The following is a 16110-nucleotide window of genomic DNA, read 5'->3' as shown; positions in this document are numbered from 1 at the left end:
GGCTCTGCATTTAACCGGCGGGGATGCCCGCCATAACACAGGGAGGGAGACATCCCATGACCAAGGAAAAGCAAGGCGCAAGCCGGCGCGATTTTCTGAAACTGGCCGGAACCACCGCGCCAGTGGCAGCCGTGGCACTGGCCAGCGGCGTGACGGGGGCAGAAGCACAGCCCGTCGATCTGGCATCTGAAGTGATGCAGGACACGGTGCACACCCGCGCCTATCTCGAAAGCACCCGCTTCTAGGCGCTGCTTTTACACGACTCTATGCCTGATGCGACTGGTTGCGTGACGCCCGACTGCAAAAGGATTTTCGAAACCCCAGCCACCTTTTAGGGGCAGCAAGGGAGAATAAAATGCTTAGGAAAAAGACCAACGGGGTTGCGCGACGCCCCCAGCGGACCGGTATCCTGTCTGATATGGCGGAAACATCCGTCGACCGCCGTGCGTTTCTGCGCGGCTCCGGCCTTGCCATTGGTGGCCTTGCCGCCATTTCCGCGACCGCAGGCTCCGTGACCCGCGCCGATGCGGCAAGCGCAGCGACCGGCTCTGTCGAGACGGTGAAATCCGTTTGCACACACTGTTCAGTCGGCTGCACGGTTATTGCCGAAGTGGCGAACGGCGTCTGGACGGGGCAAGAGCCCGGTTGGGACAGCCCCTTCAACCTTGGTGCGCATTGCGCCAAAGGTGCCGCAGTACGCGAGCATGCTCACGGTGAGCGCCGCTTGAAGTACCCGATGAAAAAAGAAGGCGGTGAGTGGAAGCGCATCTCCTGGGAGCAGGCGATCGACGAGATCGGCGACGGCATGATGAAGATCCGCGAAGAAAGCGGTCCTGATTCCGTCTACTGGCTCGGCTCTGCCAAGCACAACAATGAACAAGCCTATCTGTTCCGCAAGTTCGCCGCCTATTGGGGCACGAACAATGTGGATCATCAGGCACGGATTTGTCACTCGACCACGGTTGCGGGCGTAGCGAACACATGGGGCTACGGTGCCATGACCAACAGCTACAATGACATCCACAACTCCAAAGCCATTTTCATCATCGGCGGCAACCCCGCCGAGGCGCATCCGGTTTCCCTGCTGCACCTGCTGAAGGCGAAAGAGCAGAACAACGCCCCCGTGATCGTTTGCGATCCGCGCTTCACGCGCACTGCGGCCCATGCGGACGAATTCGTGCGCTTCCGCCCCGGTACGGACGTGGCACTGGTCTGGGGTATTTTGTGGCACATCTTCGAAAACGGTTGGGAGGACAAAGAGTTCATCCGCACCCGTGTTTGGGGCATGGATCAGATCAAGACCGAAGTGGCCAAGTGGACACCCGAAGAGGTCGAGCGCGTCACAGGCGCACCCGGCTCGCAGCTCAAGCGCGTAGCGCGCACGCTGGCCAACAACCGTCCCGGCACAGTTATCTGGTGCATGGGCGGCACGCAGCACACCAGCGGCAATAACAATACGCGTGCGTATTGTGTGCTTCAACTGGCGCTGGGCAACATGGGCACATCTGGCGGCGGTACCAACATCTTCCGTGGCCACGACAACGTGCAAGGCGCGACGGACCTTGGTGTCCTTTCGCATACGCTTCCGGGCTATTATGGCTTGTCCAAAGGCGCGTGGGCGCATTGGGCGCGTGTCTGGGGTGAGGATGCAGATTGGCTTGGTGGCCAGTTCGCCAAGACCACGGGCGTGGACGGCAAGGAAAAATCGCTTCAGAACCTCACCGGTATTCCGGTGTCGCGCTGGATCGACGGCGTCCTTGAAGACCCGGACAACATGGATAACCCCGACAAGGTGCGCGCTATGGTACTTTGGGGTCACGCACCAAACTCGCAGACCCGCCAGAAGGAAATGAAGACCGCGATGGAGCAGCTCGATATGCTGGTCGTCGTCGATCCCTTCCCCACGGTTTCTGCGGTGCTGCATGATCGCACGGATGGCGTTTACCTGTTGCCTGCTTGTACCCAGTACGAGACGCGCGGCTCTGTGACGGCATCCAACCGCTCGATCCAGTGGCGTGACCGCGTGATCGAGCCGCTGTTCGAGAGCAAGCCTGACGAAGTGATCATTGCGAAGCTGGCTAAGAAATTCGGCTTTGCGGATCGTTTGCTGCGCAACATCGAAATGGACGACGACGAAACACCCAATGTTGAAAGCATCACGCGTGAATTCAACAGCGGCATGTGGACTGTCGGCTACACGGGCCAATCTCCAGAGCGCATCAAGATGCACATGGCAAACCAGCACACGTTCGATAGAACAACGCTGCAAGCCATTGGCGGCGAAGCGGATGGCGATTACTACGGTATGCCATGGCCGTGCTGGGGCACTCCAGAGATGAAGCACCCGGGCACACCCAACCTCTATGACATGTCCAAACGTGTCTCTGAGGGTGGCCTGACGTTCCGTGCACGTTTCGGCGTGGAGCGCGATGGCGACAACCTGCTGGCCGAGGGCGTGGCCTCGTTGGATTCGGATATCCAGGATGGATACCCCGAGTTCACGATGCAAATGCTCATGGACCTTGGTTGGGACGGCGAATTAACGGCGGAAGAGCGCGCAGCGATCGACGCTGTAGCTGGTCCAAAGACCAACTGGAAAACCGATCTTTCGGGCGGTATCCAGCGGGTCGCGATTGCACATGAAATGGCACCCTTCGGGAACGCCAAGGCACGCGCGGTCGTCTGGACTTTCCCGGATCCGATTCCGGTCCACCGTGAGCCGCTCTATACCAACCGCCGTGATCTTGTTGAGGATTACCCAACCTATGAGGACCGCCATTCGTATCGTTTGCCGACCCTCTATGCGTCGATCCAGAAGCAGGATTTCTCGAAAGAGTACCCAATGATCCTCACCTCCGGCCGTTTGGTCGAATATGAGGGCGGCGGCGATGAGACCCGCTCGAACCCATGGCTTGCAGAATTGCAGCAGGACATGTTCGTCGAGATCAACACGCGCGATGCCAATAACCTTGGTGTACGTGACGGGGCGCAAGTCTGGGTGGAGGGCCCCGAGGGCGGCAAGGTCAAAGTTATGGCCATGGTCACCCAGCGGGTCGGCGAGGGCGTTGCCTTCATGCCGTTCCACTTTGGTGGTCACATGGAAGGCGTGGACCTGCGGGACAAATATCCCGACGGCGCCGATCCTTACGTGCTTGGCGAATCCACCAACACCGCACAGACCTATGGCTATGATTCAGTGACCCAGATGCAGGAGACTAAAGCCACTCTCTGCAAAATCTGGGCAGCATAAGGGAGAATGAGACATGGCACGAGCTAAGTTTCTCGTAGACGCTGAACGCTGCATCGAATGCAACGCCTGCGTAACCGCTTGTAAGAACGAGCATGAGGTCCCTTGGGGCATCAACCGGCGCAAGGTCGTCACCATCAATGACGGCTCCCCGGGCGAGCGTTCGATCTCGGTCGCATGTATGCACTGCTCGGATGCGCCGTGCATGGCGGTCTGTCCGACTGATTGCTTCTACCAGAACGAGGAAGGGGTGGTTCTTCACTCCAAAGACCTCTGCATCGGGTGTGGTTATTGCTTCTACGCGTGCCCGTTTGGCGCGCCGCAATTCCCGCAAGCGGGCAATTTCGGATCACGCGGCAAGATGGACAAATGCACTTTCTGTGCGGGTGGTCCTGAGGAAACGCATTCCACCGCCGAATTCGCCAAATATGGCCGCAATCGGATCGCGGAAGGCAAATTGCCGATCTGTGCCGAGATGTGTGCGACCAAGGCGCTTTTGGCAGGGGACGGCGACGTCGTATCCGGCATCTACCGTGAGCGCGTCGTTGCGCGTGGCTTCGGTTCTGGCGCTTGGGGCTGGGGCTCTGCCTACGGTCGTCAGGATGGCTAAAGCACCCTTTCTGCTTTGAAAGGAAGGGGGCGGTCCGCATTGGATCGCCCTCTTTCACGACATTTCTTTTCCTTTGAGGAGCCGTCATGCTACGCGCCATTCTCGCTCTATTGCTCACACTGACGTTTCTGTCCTCCGCCTCTGCACAAAGCGAAGGAATGGCCCAGCCTGACCGCTCTGCGACAGGCGGCGCACAGACACTTGAAGATATCATGGCGCGCCAGCGCGGTGAGAAAATTGATGATAGCTTCCGGCGCGGTGACACGGGCGCGGATGCAGCAGCGGCGCTGGTAGGCCAGCTTGGAACGCGCGGTGGGGCCTCTGACCCCGAACTCTGGCGCGCCTTAAGGTTCGGCTCGGCTGATATACGCACGCAATACGGCGGCCCTGCGGCTGGCGTGCTTATTCAGGACGGTGGCATGCGCTGGCTGGAGTTTCGCAACGGTCCGCTGAAAACCTATGGTGCTTACTTGCTTGGCATAACTCTTGTTCTACTGGCACTGTTCTATTTCATTCGCGGAAAAATTCGTATTGACGGCGAAAAGACCGGACGCACCATCGAGCGTTTCAAATCTTTTGAGCGCTTTGGCCACTGGCTGCTGGCTGGCTCGTTCATCATTCTTGGCATCACCGGCCTGATCGTTCTATTCGGGCGAAAAGTGCTGATACCGCTCTTCGGTCATGAGGCGTTTTCGCCCATCGCGATTGGCTCCAAATGGGTGCACAACAATGTTTCATGGGCCTTTATCATCGCGTTGGTGATGATTTTCGCGATGTGGGTCGTGCACAATCTGCCCCACAAAAGCGATCTGAAATGGCTTGCGCAGGGCGGCGGTATTTTCTCCAAGGGTAAACATCCGCCTGCCAAAAAGTTCAACGCGGGGCAAAAATTGATATTCTGGTCGGTGATCGTGCTCGGGGGGTCTATCGCTGCGTCAGGCCTGTCGCTGATGTTCCCCTTCGATCTGCCCATGTTTGCGGTGACGTTCGAGAAGCTGAACGCGCTGGGCTTGCCGCAACTCCTTGGCCTCGGCGAGCTGCGTACGACGCTCGCCCCGCATGAGGAAATGCAATATGCCCAAGCATGGCATGCGATCGTCAGCTTCGTTCTGATCGCCATCGTCTTTGCCCATATCTACATCGGCTCCGTCGGAATGGAGGGTGCATATGACGCCATGGGCAGCGGTCAAGTCGAAGAGCAATGGGCGCGCGAGCACCACTCGCTCTGGGTGGAAGAGGTGAAAGCAAAAGAAGGCGGCGTGCAAAAAGACGCGACGCCTGCTGAGTGAATGCGGGCGGCGGCGCTGATCGCTCTGCTGCTCTACGCGCCGCCCCTCGCGGCGCAAGATTTCTACACGCTCAAAGGACACGGCGGCCCGATCATGGATATCGCCGTGTCGCCAAGCGGGCAGATCGCTACCGCCAGTTTTGACAACGCCGTTGGCGTCTGGCGCGGGCTGGTCCCCACTTGGTTCGACGGGCATGAAGCAGCGGTGACAACGGTGCGCTTCATGAATGATGATATCGTGTTGTCGGGGGGTGATGATTTCGCGCTGCGCCTTTGGGATATATCCGCACCCGAAAATAGTCGGATCATCGGCCATCACACCGCGAAAATTCTTGCCATTGACGTCAGTGCGCAACTTATCGCGTCAGCCAGTTGGGACGCGCGCATTGGCCTTTGGCCGGTTGGCGCTGGCGAACCTGTGTTCCTCAAAGGGCATCGCCAAGGGGTCAACGACATTGCCTTCAGCGCCGACGGCACGCGGCTCTATTCGGTGTCCGTCGATGGCACGATCCGCATCTGGGACACGGCGACAGGCGATGAAGTGCAAAAGCTCACGTCGCACGGGTTCGGTATCAACGAAATGGTCCTGAACGAGGCGGATGGCTGGCTTGCTTATGGCGCAATCGACGGCGGCACGCGGTTCATTGATCCGCACAGCGGCAAGGTTCTTGCCGATTTCACACTGGGCCGGCGGCCCATTCTGGCGATGAGCTATGACAAAGCGTCCAAGCAACTCGCAGTCGGGGACGGTGAGGGCTATATCATGGTGATCGACACCACCCGCTTTGAAATCACCCGCGATTTTCGCGCCACCAAACGTGGCCCAATCTGGGCGCTGGCGTTTTCGAGCAACGGCCAGAACATCCACGCCGGCGGGATCGAGGACATCCTTTATTCTTGGCCCATTGAGACGCTCGATGCGCATGGGCAGATGGGCGGCGCCAAGCGTAGTTTTCTCGAAGATCCGAAAACGCTGCCCAATGGCGAGCGGCAGTTCAAACGCAAATGCTCTATCTGCCATGCGCTAGGGCAGAGCAGCGCGCGCAAGGCGGGGCCGAGCTTGCATGACCTCTTCGGGCGGCGCGCGGGGACTGTGACGGATTATTCCTATTCCGATGTGCTAAAAGGCTCCGATATCATCTGGTCAGAGGCGACGATAAATGGTCTATTCGACATAGGCCCCGATCACTTTATTCCGGGGTCGAAAATGCCGATGCAGCGGATCGTGAAACAACAAGATCGCAGCGATCTTATCGAGTATTTACGCGATGCCACATCGCAAGGAGGAAATTGAAATGAAAGTCATGCTAAGCGCCTTTGTCGCCATCGCAGTGATCGCAATCGGATCGAATATGATCCTGATGCAAGCGGGCTTTTCCAGTCAGGATCGCACCACCGGCTCTGCCGTTCGGATCGACTGAACATCTCTCTTTTTAGAAAAGCGGGCGCGCCATGAACGAGATTTGGGCCGGATTAGAGGCCGCGTTCTGGTTAATCATCACGCTTGACGCCGATCTGGTGGAGATCACTTTGCGCTCGCTTCACGTAAGTTTGAGTGCGCTGGTGATTGCGTCCTGCATTGCACTTCCCTTTGGCGCGTGGCTGGCGATCCGCCGCTTTCGCTATCGACGTACCGCGATAGCGGTTCTCAACGCTTTGATGGGGCTTCCCCCTGTCGTGGTTGGGCTGATTGTATATCTGTTATTAAGCCGTTCTGGCCCTTTCGGAGTCATGGGTTTGCTGTTCACCCCGAGCGCGATGATCATCGCGCAGGTGATCATCATTACGCCGCTCATCGCCTCGATCACCCATCAAGCGATGCGTGAATTGTGGTCGGAATACCATGATTTGCTGATTTCGCTGAACACTACCAGACGCCAGCGTATTGTCACGCTGATCTGGGATGGTCGGCGCGCGCTGCTCACGGCGGCGCTTGCAGGCTTTGGCCGCGCCATTGGCGAAGTTGGCGCGATCATGATTGTGGGCGGCAACATTGATCACGCCACACGCGTGCTCACCACAGCGATTGCACTAGAAACGGGAAAGGGCGATTTCGCCCTCGCGCTTGGGCTGGGTTTTGTGCTCATCGCGTTGGCACTGGCGGTTAATTTCATGATTCATGCCCTGTCGCGCACAGAGCGGGAGGGCACGTGGTGAGCCTGACCCTATCGCTCGAAAATGCCGTCGTGCGCCGCCGTGGCAAGGCCATTCTGGGCCCGATAGATATCTCTCTTGAAGAGCTACATTTTACGATTGTTCTGGGGCCAAACGGTTCGGGAAAGACTACATTGCTGCGCGTTCTGCACGGGGTCGAGCGACTCTCGGGCGGCACCCTCTCGCTCTCCAAGCCGGGCGAGCATGCGCGCCGCGCGCAGGCCTATGTGTTTCAAAGCCCGATCATGCTGCGCCGCTCCGTGCGTGCAAATCTGGCCTATCCACTGCAATTGCTTGGCTGTCCCAAGGCCGAGATCGAGGCGAAAGTCGCCACGTGGGCGCGGCGCATCAGCCTTGGCGATGCACTCGAGCGTCCTGCGCCGCGCCTGTCGGGCGGGGAAAAGCAAAAACTCGCACTCGCGCGTGCGCTGATCCGCGACCCCGAAGTGCTGTTTCTGGACGAACCCTGCGCTAATCTGGATGGTCGCTCCACCCGTGAGATCGAGACGTTGCTGCTTGAGGCACACGCGCAGGGCACCCGCGTGATAATGACGACCCACGACCTTGGCCAAGCGAAACGCCTTGCGAGTGACGTGATCTTTTTGTTGAATGGAGCGGTGCATGACGCAGGGTTAGCCGAGTCGTTCTTTGAGCGTCCAAACACTGCGCAGGCACAGGCATTCTTGAGAGGAGATATCGTAGAATGATCCGTGCATTTGCTATCCTGGCCCTTATTTTTGGCGGAGCGGCGCAGGCCGAAACCATGAAAATGGCCGTGACCACCAGCTTTCACAACTCTGGCCTGTCGGAGGTTTTGCTGCCTGCGATCAAGGACGAGACCGGGCTGGATGTTCAGCTTCTCGTCGTCGGCACGGGCCAGGCCTTGCGCCTTGGCCAAGCGGGGGATGTGGATGCGATTCTTGTGCATTCCAAAGCCGCTGAGGAGGCATTCGTCGCCGATGGCTACGGCACGCACCGCCGCGAGATCATGTATAATGATTTTGTCTTTATCGGCCCCGAAGTGGACGGTGCGGCGGCAGCAGATGCGGATAGCGCGGCGGACGCCTTGCAGCGCATCGCGGCAGCAAGTGCGCCGTTCGTTTCGCGCGGCGATGACAGCGGCACGCATAAAAAGGAACTCTCGCTTTGGAGGGCGGCGGATCTGGATGTGGGCAGCTTTGGCGAGTGGTATAAATCCGTCGGCTCGGGCATGGGTGCGAGCCTTAATACAGCGGCGGGGCTTGGCGCTTACATCATGTCCGATCGCGCTAGCTGGCTGAATTTCGGCAACAAGGGGGGCATGGCGCTGGTTTTTTCGGGCGATCCGGTGCTGTTCAATCAATACGCCTATCTGCCCGTGAACCCCGAATTGCACGCGCATGTGAACGCAGAGGCGGCCAAAGCGCTTGAGGCTTGGCTCACCTCGGGCGCTGCCGCCGCTCTGATCAATAGCTACAAGATCGGCGGCGAGCAGTTGTTCGTGTTCAACGCCAAAGATTAAAGGGCGCGCAGCAACTCCTGCGAGGGCTCACCCGTCACGGGCAGGCCCTTGCTTTGCTGGTATCCGCTGATTGCGGCGCGGCTCTTGGTGCCAAGAATGCCGTCCGCACCGCCCGTATCAAAGCCGCGCGCAGTGAGGCGCTCTTGCAAAGCAATGCGGTCATTCTTCGTCAGGCCAAACTCGTCCGGTGGGAAGCTGCCGCGCAGCGGGCCTGCACCTGCAATGCGGTCCGACAGATGCCCGACGCCAATCGCATAGGCATCGGAATTATTGTAGCGTTTGATTGCGCGGAAATTGCTGGTGGTGGCGAATTTCGGCCCACCTGCTTGAGGCTGTAGCGTGCCGGACGCGGATTCGCTGCCCCAGCGCACGCCGCGCGTCCAACCGGTGCGTTGCAGATAGGCGGCCGTGGAGGCGAGCGCATCGCTGGGATCATCCGACCAGATATCACGCCGTCCGTCGCCGGTGAAATCCACGGCAAAGCCTTGATAAGACGTCGGAATAAACTGCGTATGCCCCATTGCGCCGGCCCAGGAGCCGACCATGCGATCCGCGCTGATATCGCCGTTCTGGATGATTTTTAGCGCTGCCACGAGCTGCTTTTCAAAGAAGGCACCGCGCCGCCCGTCAAAGGCCAGTGTCGAGGTGGAGGAAATGATGGGAATGTCGCCCATACGCTCACCATATTGGCTCTCAAGACCCCAAATCGCGCAGATAATTGTGGCATCGACACCGTATTTCGCCTCAAGCGCGTTCAACGTGCCGCGATGGCGCGCGTAGGCAGCGCGCCCCTTTGCGATGCGCTCGTCCGAGGCGGCGATCGAGAGATAGTCCTCCAAGCTGCGCTTGAATTCGGTCTGGTTGCGATCGCGCGTCACCACGCCGGGCAAGTAGCCTGCGCCGCGAAATCCTGCGGAAATGGTGGCGTTGCTCAAACCGTATCCGCCTGCGCGGTTTTTGAAAGCGGCGACCCAAGCGTCATAGGCGGCGTTTGGCTGTGGGCGCATTTCCGGGGCAAGACCGCTGCTAGCACGCATTGCGCTGCTACGCGGTGCGCTTGACGGACGGCTGTTGCATGCGCCAAGGGCGAGCGCGCCGAGCGTCAATGCGAAGGTTCGTCTGGTAAATGTCATGTCTGCTCTCGCGCTTTGTGCGTTGTTTTGCAGCAGACTAGCCTATTGCTTCGCAAGCGCAAACAATCCTGATTATTCTGGGGAGAATGGCGTTTCTTCGCGCATCAATCCGGCAAAATCAAAGAGGGTGGGATCGAGCAGATGCGACGGGCGCGCGTTCATCAGCGCGCGAAACATGATCTGACGACGCCCCGGGCTATTGGCTTCCCAGCCATCGAGTATCTGTTTGACCTGCTGGCGCTGCAATCCATCTTGCGAGCCGCAAAGATCGCAAGGAATAATGGGATATTGCATCGCCCTCGCAAATTTTTCGCAATCCACTTCGGCCACATGGGCGAGGGGGCGGTACACGAACAAATCCCCCTCTTCGTTCACCAGCTTGGGCGGCATCGTAGCAAGGCGGCCGCCGTGGAACAGGTTCATGAAAAACGTTTCGAGAATATCGTCGCGGTGATGGCCAAGCACGACGGCAGAACATCCCTCTTCGCGCGCAATGCGGTAAAGATTGCCGCGCCGCAGCCGCGAGCAGAGCGCGCAAAACGTGCGCCCCGCAGGAATTTTGTCCATGACAACGGAATAGGTGTCCTGAAACTCAATGCGATGCGGTACGCCCATTTTTTCAAGAAACTCGGGTAACACGGTCGCAGGAAACCCAGGCTGGCCTTGATCGAGATTGCAGGCAAGCAAGTCCACAGGCAGGAGGCCGCGCCATTTGAGTTCGTTCAGTACGGCAAGCATCGTGTAACTGTCCTTGCCGCCGGACATGCACACCAGCCACTTCGCGCCTGGTTCGACCATACCATATTGCTCGATCGCTTCACGCGCGCCGCGCACGATGCGTTTGCGCAGCTTCTTGAATTCTGTCGTGCGCGGCGCACCGGAAAAGAGTGGGTGAATGTCGTCGTGATCATCAAGCATTCGAGTGGCCTCAAGGAGTCTGGCAGTTTCGATCAAACGGTGCGGCGCTAGTCCGGCACGTTGTCTATCCCCGAGCCGCCCCAAGGCTGGCAGCGCCCGATGCGGCGCGCAGCAAGCCATGCGCCTTTGAACGCGCCGTGTTTTTCCAGCGCTTCCATCGCATATGCGGAGCATGTGGGGTGATAGCGGCAATTCATTCCGACCCAAGGCGAGAAGATCAGGCGATACGCGCGCACGGGAAGTGCAACGATGTGGGCAAGGGGGGTCATAGCTCTAAACTCATTTGGGGCCGTGCAGTTTTTTAAGTGCGTAGCGCAGATCACCCACAAGCAGATCAAAGGGGCGGTTTGCGGTCGCTTCGGCGCGCCCGATCAGCACGTAATCGCAGCCCTCAGCGCCCTGCATAGGCAGAACGGCGCGCGCCGCCTCGCGCAAGCGGCGTTTGGCCCGGTTGCGTGCGACGGCATTGCCGACCTTCTTGGAACAGGTGAACCCAACGCGTTTAGCAGGATCGTCGTCGCGGCGTTCGCGCATTTGCACCATCATCGAGGCGGTGCCCTGACGGCGCGCGCGCGCGGCGCGCAGGAAGTCGCTACGCTTTTTGATTACGCTCAGTTTTTTGGGAACGTCCGGACGCAAAGATACCGCCGAAGGCGTGTTCCCGTCAGCGCGATGCGCATCTGAGGCCTTCGGCGGTGTCAATGTCATAACCCGAAAAGTCCGGCGCTTACGCGCTCAGCTCTTTACGACCTTTTGCGCGGCGCGCGTTCAGGATCTTGCGACCTGCTTTTGTGGCCATGCGTGCGCGAAAGCCGTGGCGGTTCTTGCGAACGCGGTTCGAGGGTTGAAAGGTGCGTTTCATCGCTCCGTCTCCGTTTAAAGCAGGGCCGCAGCGCAGATTCGCGTGGCCCAGTGTATCTTGAAGCCCGTCCAATAGAGGGGCGTGGTGGATAAGTCAAACCAAAGCGGTGCAATTTTCTGCAACATTCAGCCTGAGGCTTGGGGGGGGAATGTTTCAGTTTGGTGCGAATGTCCAGCTTTGATCACGGCAATTGTCACCTGCGATCAAGCGGGCGTGATAGGGGTACCGCTGGTATGCGTTAATCCGCATGTTGCAGGCAGACACAATTTGAAATTTGCCCGAGAGCGATTGATGAGCAATATGACACAAATCCCCGAAACGAAGTCCGGCGCGGCCAGATATCTTCCCATGATCGCGATCCTTATCGTCGCGGTGATCGGGGCGTTCACGCTCAGGGATTACCTGAGCTTCGATGCGCTGCGCGATAATCGCGAGGCCTTGGTCGCCTTTCGAGACAGTAATTATCTTATTGCGGTGATTGGATTTTTGGCGATCTACACCGCCATCGTCGGCTTTTCCCTGCCGGGCGCGACGATCGCCACGCTGACCGGTGGCTTCATGTTCGGCACCGCCTTCGGGACTGTTTTTAACGTCACGGGCGCGACGCTGGGCGCGACACTGATTTTCCTCGCCGCGCGCTATGGCTTTGGCGAAAAGCTCGGAGCGAAGCTCGAGCAGAGCAAGGGTCCGGTGAAAAGGATCAAGGACGGGATCGATGAAAATCAATGGTCCATGCTTTTTATCATTCGCCTCGTGCCTGCGGTGCCTTTCTTTATTGCGAATCTCATACCCGCCTTTCTTGAAGTTCCGCTGCACCGCTACGTCATTTCAACCTTCTTCGGCATTATGCCCGGCACGCTGGTCTATACCTCTGTTGGCGCGGGTCTGGGAGAGGTCTTCGCACGGGGCGAAACGCCTAACCTCGGCATCATCTTCGAGCCGCATGTTTTGCTGCCCATCCTCGGGCTGAGCGCACTGGCGCTATTGCCGATCATTATAAAAGCCGTGACCGGCAAAAAGGACATCTAAACCATGGAAACGATCAAAACGGATATTCTGGTCATCGGCGCAGGCTCGGGTGGTCTGTCGGTTGCCGCAGGCGCGGTTCAGATGGGTGCCTCAGTGGTGTTGCTTGAAGGGCATAAAATGGGCGGTGACTGTCTTAACTTTGGCTGCGTGCCCTCCAAGGCGTTGATTGCCTCGGGCAAGGCCGCTTACGGGCAAGCCCATGCAAGCGCTTATGGCGTTGCGGATGTGACGCCTAAGGTGGATTATGCTGCCGCCAAGGATCATGTGGCAGGGGTGATCGCGCAGATTGAACCTGTGGACAGCCAAGAGCGGTTCGAGGGTCTGGGCGTCAGGGTGATCCGCGCATTCGGGCGCTTCATTTCGCCGAGCGAGGTCGAGGCAGGTGAATATCGCATCCAGGCGCGGCGCATCGTGGTTGCAACCGGCTCTTCGCCGTTCGTGCCGCCGATTCCGGGGCTGGATACCGTTCCCTACGAGACGAACGAGACCCTGTTCGAGTTGCGCGAGCAGCCCGAGCATCTGCTAATCATCGGGGGTGGCCCGATCGGCATGGAAATGGCGCAAGCGCATCTGCGCATGGGCAGCAAAGTGACGGTGATCGAGGGCGCGAAGGCGCTTGGCAAGGACGATCCCGAAATGGCGGCTATCGTGCTCGATCGGCTGCGCGCCGAAGGGCTGGTGATTGAAGAAGATGCGCTTGCAGGCGAGATCAAAGGCAGCGCAGGGGCGATTGAAGTGCATGCCAAGGACGGGCGCGTGTTCAAAGGCTCACATCTTCTGATGGCGGTGGGACGCAAGTCCAATATCGACAAGCTAAACCTCGAGGTCGCAGGTATCGAAACCCACGCAACTGGAATTACGGTCAATGGCAGCCTAAAGACCAGCAACAAGAGGGTCTATGCCATCGGCGATGTCGCAGGCGGTCTGCAATTCACCCATGTCGCGGGTTATCAGGCGGGGGTGATCATCCGCTCCGCTCTGTTTGGGCTACCTGCCAAGCAAAGCACCAAACATATCCCTTGGGCGACCTACACAGACCCCGAACTGGCGCAGGTCGGCCTGAGCGAAGCGCAGGCGAAAGAGGAATATGGTCAACGGGTTGAAGTCGTGCGCTTTGATATCGCGCACAACGACCGTTTGATTGCAGAGCGTAAAGCCTATGGCTTGATCAAAGTCATGGTCGTCAAAGGCCGCCCCGTAGGTGTGTCCATCGCAGGGCCGCAAGCGGGCGAGTTGATCGGCATGTGGTCGTTGGCCATCGTCAACAAGTTGAAGATGAGCCAGATTTCCGCAATGATCGCGCCATATCCTTCGGTTTTCGAGGTTAACAAACGTGCGGCGGGAGCCTATTTTACGCCAAGACTGTTCGAGAATGATACGGTCAAGAAAGTGGTGCGGCTTGTGCAGCGTTGGTTGCCATGATGGGGTGCGCGCGTGTTGGAACTGCGGGACGCTCCGCGGGGAGTTTAGAAGCAAGATGAAGCTGGGGCCTGATTTGCGACAAAGGCGGCGCGCATGTTGAATTCGCTTTCGGGGCGGTTTTTGATTTTGACCATCGTCTTCGTGATGCTGGCGGAAGTTCTGATCTTCTTTCCCTCGGTCGCGCGGTTTCGTGAGGACTTTCTTCTCTCGCGGCTGGAGCGTGCGCAGATCGCTTCGCTGGCCTTGCTTGCGGACGATATGATCGGCGCGGATCTGGAAGAGGAACTGCTGCGCAACGCGGAAGTTTACAACGTGGTGCTGCGCCGCGATTCGGTGCGGCAGCTGGTCCTGTCTTCGCCCATGCCGCGCCCGATAGATCGCACGTTCGATTTGCGCGATCCGTCTGCGCTGGTGCTCATCCGCGATGCGGTTTCGCGGATGATCGAACCCGAGCCCGAAGTGATCCGCATCATCGGAGCGCCCGTGCGCGAGGCGGGCTTGCTTATCGAAGTGACCATGCCTACGGAAGGGCTGCGCGCGGCGATGTTCGATTATGGCCTGCGTATTCTGGTGCTGTCGGCAGTGATTTCTATCTTTACCGCGAGCCTGCTGTTTCTAGCGGTGCGCGTGTTCTTGGTGCGCCCCATTCGCGGCGTCGTCGATCACATGCAGCGCTACGCTGCTGCACCGGAGGATGCGCGCAGGATCATCGAGCCGAGCGCAGGCGTGACCGAGCTTCGCGAGGCTGAAGAGGCGCTGCAATCTATGCAGATGGAACTGACCCAAGCCCTCAAGCAGAAGGAGCGCCTTGCCCAGCTTGGCGGCGCTGTGGCACGCGTGAGCCATGATCTGCGCAATATCCTGACCTCGGCGCAGTTGTTCACGGACCGCATCGAGATGAGCGAAGATCCCGTGGTGCAGCGCATGGCGCCCAAGCTGGTCAACTCCATCGCGCGCGCGGTAAATCTGTGCGAGACCACGCTGGCCTTTGGCAAGGCCGAAGAGCCCGCGCCGCGTCTGACGCGATTTGTGCTAAGCAGCATCGTTGTAGATGTGATTGCATCAGAGCGGCTTGCTGTGGGCGATCATGATCTGAGTTTCGCCGAGGACGTGCCGGCCACCCTGTCTGTGCGCGCCGATCCCGAGCAGCTTTATCGTGTGATTTCCAATCTGGTCCGCAACGCACGACAGGCGATCATCGCGACGGGCAAATCGGGCGAAATTTCGGTAATGGCGCGCGACACTGACGATCATTGGGTGATTTCGGTGCAGGACACAGGCCCCGGTCTGCCCAAAAAAGCGCGCGAACATCTGTTCACCGCGTTTCAGGGCGGTGCACGCAAGGGTGGCACCGGCCTTGGCCTTGCAATTGCGGCGGAGTTAATAAAAGGGCACGGCGGTGCGCTTAAGTTGCTGCACTCAAGCGAGAGCGGAACCTGTTTCGAGATACGTTTACCCAAGGGTGATGTTGCGCTGGCCTAGGGCGTGAATGTTTTCGTGTTTTTGCACTTGCATCGCATTCATTGATTGTCTAGTCAGCGCTTAACGGACCGATAGCTCAGCTGGATAGAGTACCTGACTACGAATCAGGGGGTCGGGGGTTCGAATCCTCCTCGGTCCGCCACTTCAATATCTTTGTAAAATACAATTTAATCAAACGACTACGCTTTTTTTTGACTGCGTGTTCTTTGGTGCAACCCAAGTTGTCTGATGCGGGTAGGTTTGTTTAGAGCGGCCGTTGTTGCGCGTGCGCAGCGCAGTTAACTGCGCTAATGGAACGAGCTGCGGTCCATGTGGCATCACGAGATAAGCCACGTAAGGTTAGGCTAAAGCTGGCACGGGCCATTCCGTTTCCAATCTCATCGCTCACAGCGAATGGTAGGTTGGACGCATTATGTGTTTACACTGTCGAACCGCCGCCAGATCCCACAGCTCCACAGCTCCAC

17 protein-coding genes and 1 tRNA gene are annotated in these 16110 nt (G+C 58.6%); 13 read left to right on the top strand and 5 right to left on the bottom strand.

Translation table 11 applies throughout. The features are described from left to right. Positions 1-56: 56 nt before the first annotated feature. From B9P63_RS09715 to B9P63_RS09680, 9 genes are all read left to right on the top strand, one after another. Positions 57-245 carry a twin-arginine translocation signal domain-containing protein gene (locus B9P63_RS09715; protein WP_085308388.1) on the top strand — a complete coding sequence of 63 codons (189 nt, stop codon included), beginning with the start codon at positions 57-59 and terminating at the stop codon, positions 243-245. A gap of 110 nt (positions 246-355) precedes the next feature. Then, a complete protein-coding gene (locus B9P63_RS09710; RefSeq protein WP_085308387.1) occupies positions 356-3250 on the top strand; it encodes a formate dehydrogenase subunit alpha in 2895 nt (964 codons plus the stop codon). Between the two features lie 13 nt (positions 3251-3263). After that, on the top strand, positions 3264-3857 hold the full coding sequence (gene fdh3B / locus B9P63_RS09705) for a formate dehydrogenase FDH3 subunit beta (protein WP_085308386.1): 594 nt from the start codon (positions 3264-3266) through the stop codon (positions 3855-3857). Positions 3858-3943: 86 nt separating this feature from the next. Next, positions 3944-5146 carry a formate dehydrogenase subunit gamma gene (locus tag B9P63_RS09700; protein ID WP_085308385.1) on the top strand — a complete coding sequence of 401 codons (1203 nt, stop codon included), beginning with the start codon at positions 3944-3946 and terminating at the stop codon, positions 5144-5146. Beyond that, positions 5147-6439, top strand: a complete 1293-nt coding sequence (locus B9P63_RS09695) for a c-type cytochrome (protein ID WP_085308384.1) — start codon at positions 5147-5149, stop codon at positions 6437-6439. Between the two features lies 1 nt (position 6440). Then, entirely contained in the window at positions 6441-6566 is a 126-nt protein-coding gene (locus B9P63_RS19565; RefSeq protein ID WP_281252326.1) for a hypothetical protein, read from the top strand. A gap of 31 nt (positions 6567-6597) precedes the next feature. Beyond that, positions 6598-7302: an ABC transporter permease gene (locus B9P63_RS09690; RefSeq protein WP_085308383.1), complete on the top strand. Its 705-nt coding sequence runs from the start codon at positions 6598-6600 to the stop codon at positions 7300-7302. Next, on the top strand, positions 7296-8006 hold the full coding sequence (locus B9P63_RS09685) for an ATP-binding cassette domain-containing protein (protein WP_085308382.1): 711 nt from the start codon (positions 7296-7298) through the stop codon (positions 8004-8006). The genes B9P63_RS09690 and B9P63_RS09685 overlap by 7 nt, the downstream gene beginning before the upstream one ends. After that, on the top strand, positions 8003-8800 hold the full coding sequence (locus B9P63_RS09680; RefSeq protein WP_085308381.1) for an ABC transporter substrate-binding protein: 798 nt from the start codon (positions 8003-8005) through the stop codon (positions 8798-8800). The genes B9P63_RS09685 and B9P63_RS09680 overlap by 4 nt, the downstream gene beginning before the upstream one ends. Here the strand turns inward: B9P63_RS09680 and B9P63_RS09675 are convergent. The 5 genes from B9P63_RS09675 to rpmH form a co-directional block, all read right to left on the bottom strand. Then, positions 8797-9933 carry a lytic murein transglycosylase gene (locus tag B9P63_RS09675; RefSeq protein WP_085308380.1) on the bottom strand — a complete coding sequence of 379 codons (1137 nt, stop codon included), beginning with the start codon at positions 9931-9933 and terminating at the stop codon, positions 8797-8799. The two genes, B9P63_RS09680 and B9P63_RS09675, sit on opposite strands and share 4 nt — an antisense overlap. 72 nt (positions 9934-10005) lie before the next feature. Further along, a complete protein-coding gene (ttcA, locus tag B9P63_RS09670) occupies positions 10006-10851 on the bottom strand; it encodes a tRNA 2-thiocytidine(32) synthetase TtcA (RefSeq protein WP_085308379.1) in 846 nt (281 codons plus the stop codon). A 47-nt stretch (positions 10852-10898) separates the two neighbouring features. Beyond that, positions 10899-11120: a membrane protein insertion efficiency factor YidD gene (gene yidD / locus B9P63_RS09665; protein WP_085308378.1), complete on the bottom strand. Its 222-nt coding sequence runs from the start codon at positions 11118-11120 to the stop codon at positions 10899-10901. 10 nt (positions 11121-11130) lie between these two features. Next, on the bottom strand, positions 11131-11553 hold the full coding sequence (gene rnpA / locus B9P63_RS09660) for a ribonuclease P protein component (protein ID WP_085308473.1): 423 nt from the start codon (positions 11551-11553) through the stop codon (positions 11131-11133). Positions 11554-11578: 25 nt separating this feature from the next. Continuing rightward, positions 11579-11713, bottom strand: coding sequence for a 50S ribosomal protein L34 (gene rpmH, locus B9P63_RS09655; protein ID WP_009831305.1), 135 nt, complete (start codon positions 11711-11713; stop codon positions 11579-11581). A gap of 291 nt (positions 11714-12004) precedes the next feature. On the opposite strand from rpmH, the gene B9P63_RS09650 reads away from it, so the two are divergent. The 4 genes from B9P63_RS09650 to B9P63_RS09635 all read left to right on the top strand — a co-directional run bounded on the left by B9P63_RS09650 (position 12005) and on the right by B9P63_RS09635 (position 15788). Continuing rightward, positions 12005-12742 (top strand): TVP38/TMEM64 family protein, encoded by a 738-nt coding sequence (locus tag B9P63_RS09650; protein ID WP_085308377.1) that lies wholly within the window; start codon positions 12005-12007, stop codon positions 12740-12742. 3 nt (positions 12743-12745) lie between these two features. After that, the gene (locus B9P63_RS09645; protein WP_085308376.1) at positions 12746-14164 is read left to right on the top strand and encodes a dihydrolipoyl dehydrogenase family protein; all 1419 of its coding nucleotides are present in this window, start codon (positions 12746-12748) and stop codon (positions 14162-14164) included. A 93-nt stretch (positions 14165-14257) separates the two neighbouring features. After that, positions 14258-15646 (top strand): sensor histidine kinase, encoded by a 1389-nt coding sequence (locus B9P63_RS09640; RefSeq protein WP_085308375.1) that lies wholly within the window; start codon positions 14258-14260, stop codon positions 15644-15646. Positions 15647-15711: 65 nt separating this feature from the next. After that, positions 15712-15788, top strand: a tRNA-Arg gene (locus tag B9P63_RS09635). The last annotated feature ends 322 nt before the right edge of the window (positions 15789-16110 follow it).

Source organism: Planktotalea arctica, from assembly GCF_002105285.1.
In the GTDB taxonomy this organism is placed as follows: domain Bacteria; phylum Pseudomonadota; class Alphaproteobacteria; order Rhodobacterales; family Rhodobacteraceae; genus Planktotalea; species Planktotalea arctica.
This window is presented reverse-complemented; position numbering and strand designations above follow the sequence as displayed.

Bases quoted from the DNA above. Each gene is read 5' to 3' on its own strand.
- B9P63_RS09640 (WP_085308375.1), top strand. From the start codon at position 14,258: ATGTTGAATTCGCTTTCGGGGCGGTTTTTGATTTTGACCATCGTCTTC.
- B9P63_RS09710 (WP_085308387.1), top strand. From the start codon at position 356: ATGCTTAGGAAAAAGACCAACGGGGTTGCGCGACGCCCCCAGCGGACC.
- yidD (WP_085308378.1), bottom strand. From the start codon at position 11,120: ATGACCCCCCTTGCCCACATCGTTGCACTTCCCGTGCGCGCGTATCGC.
- B9P63_RS09690 (WP_085308383.1), top strand. From the start codon at position 6,598: ATGAACGAGATTTGGGCCGGATTAGAGGCCGCGTTCTGGTTAATCATC.
- B9P63_RS09675 (WP_085308380.1), bottom strand. From the start codon at position 9,933: ATGACATTTACCAGACGAACCTTCGCATTGACGCTCGGCGCGCTCGCC.
- B9P63_RS09700 (WP_085308385.1), top strand. From the start codon at position 3,944: ATGCTACGCGCCATTCTCGCTCTATTGCTCACACTGACGTTTCTGTCC.
- B9P63_RS09680 (WP_085308381.1), top strand. From the start codon at position 8,003: ATGATCCGTGCATTTGCTATCCTGGCCCTTATTTTTGGCGGAGCGGCG.
- ttcA (WP_085308379.1), bottom strand. From the start codon at position 10,851: ATGCTTGATGATCACGACGACATTCACCCACTCTTTTCCGGTGCGCCG.
- B9P63_RS09695 (WP_085308384.1), top strand. From the start codon at position 5,147: ATGCGGGCGGCGGCGCTGATCGCTCTGCTGCTCTACGCGCCGCCCCTC.
- B9P63_RS09645 (WP_085308376.1), top strand. From the start codon at position 12,746: ATGGAAACGATCAAAACGGATATTCTGGTCATCGGCGCAGGCTCGGGT.
- B9P63_RS09715 (WP_085308388.1), top strand. From the start codon at position 57: ATGACCAAGGAAAAGCAAGGCGCAAGCCGGCGCGATTTTCTGAAACTG.
- B9P63_RS09650 (WP_085308377.1), top strand. From the start codon at position 12,005: ATGAGCAATATGACACAAATCCCCGAAACGAAGTCCGGCGCGGCCAGA.
- B9P63_RS19565 (WP_281252326.1), top strand. From the start codon at position 6,441: ATGAAAGTCATGCTAAGCGCCTTTGTCGCCATCGCAGTGATCGCAATC.
- rpmH (WP_009831305.1), bottom strand. From the start codon at position 11,713: ATGAAACGCACCTTTCAACCCTCGAACCGCGTTCGCAAGAACCGCCAC.
- fdh3B (WP_085308386.1), top strand. From the start codon at position 3,264: ATGGCACGAGCTAAGTTTCTCGTAGACGCTGAACGCTGCATCGAATGC.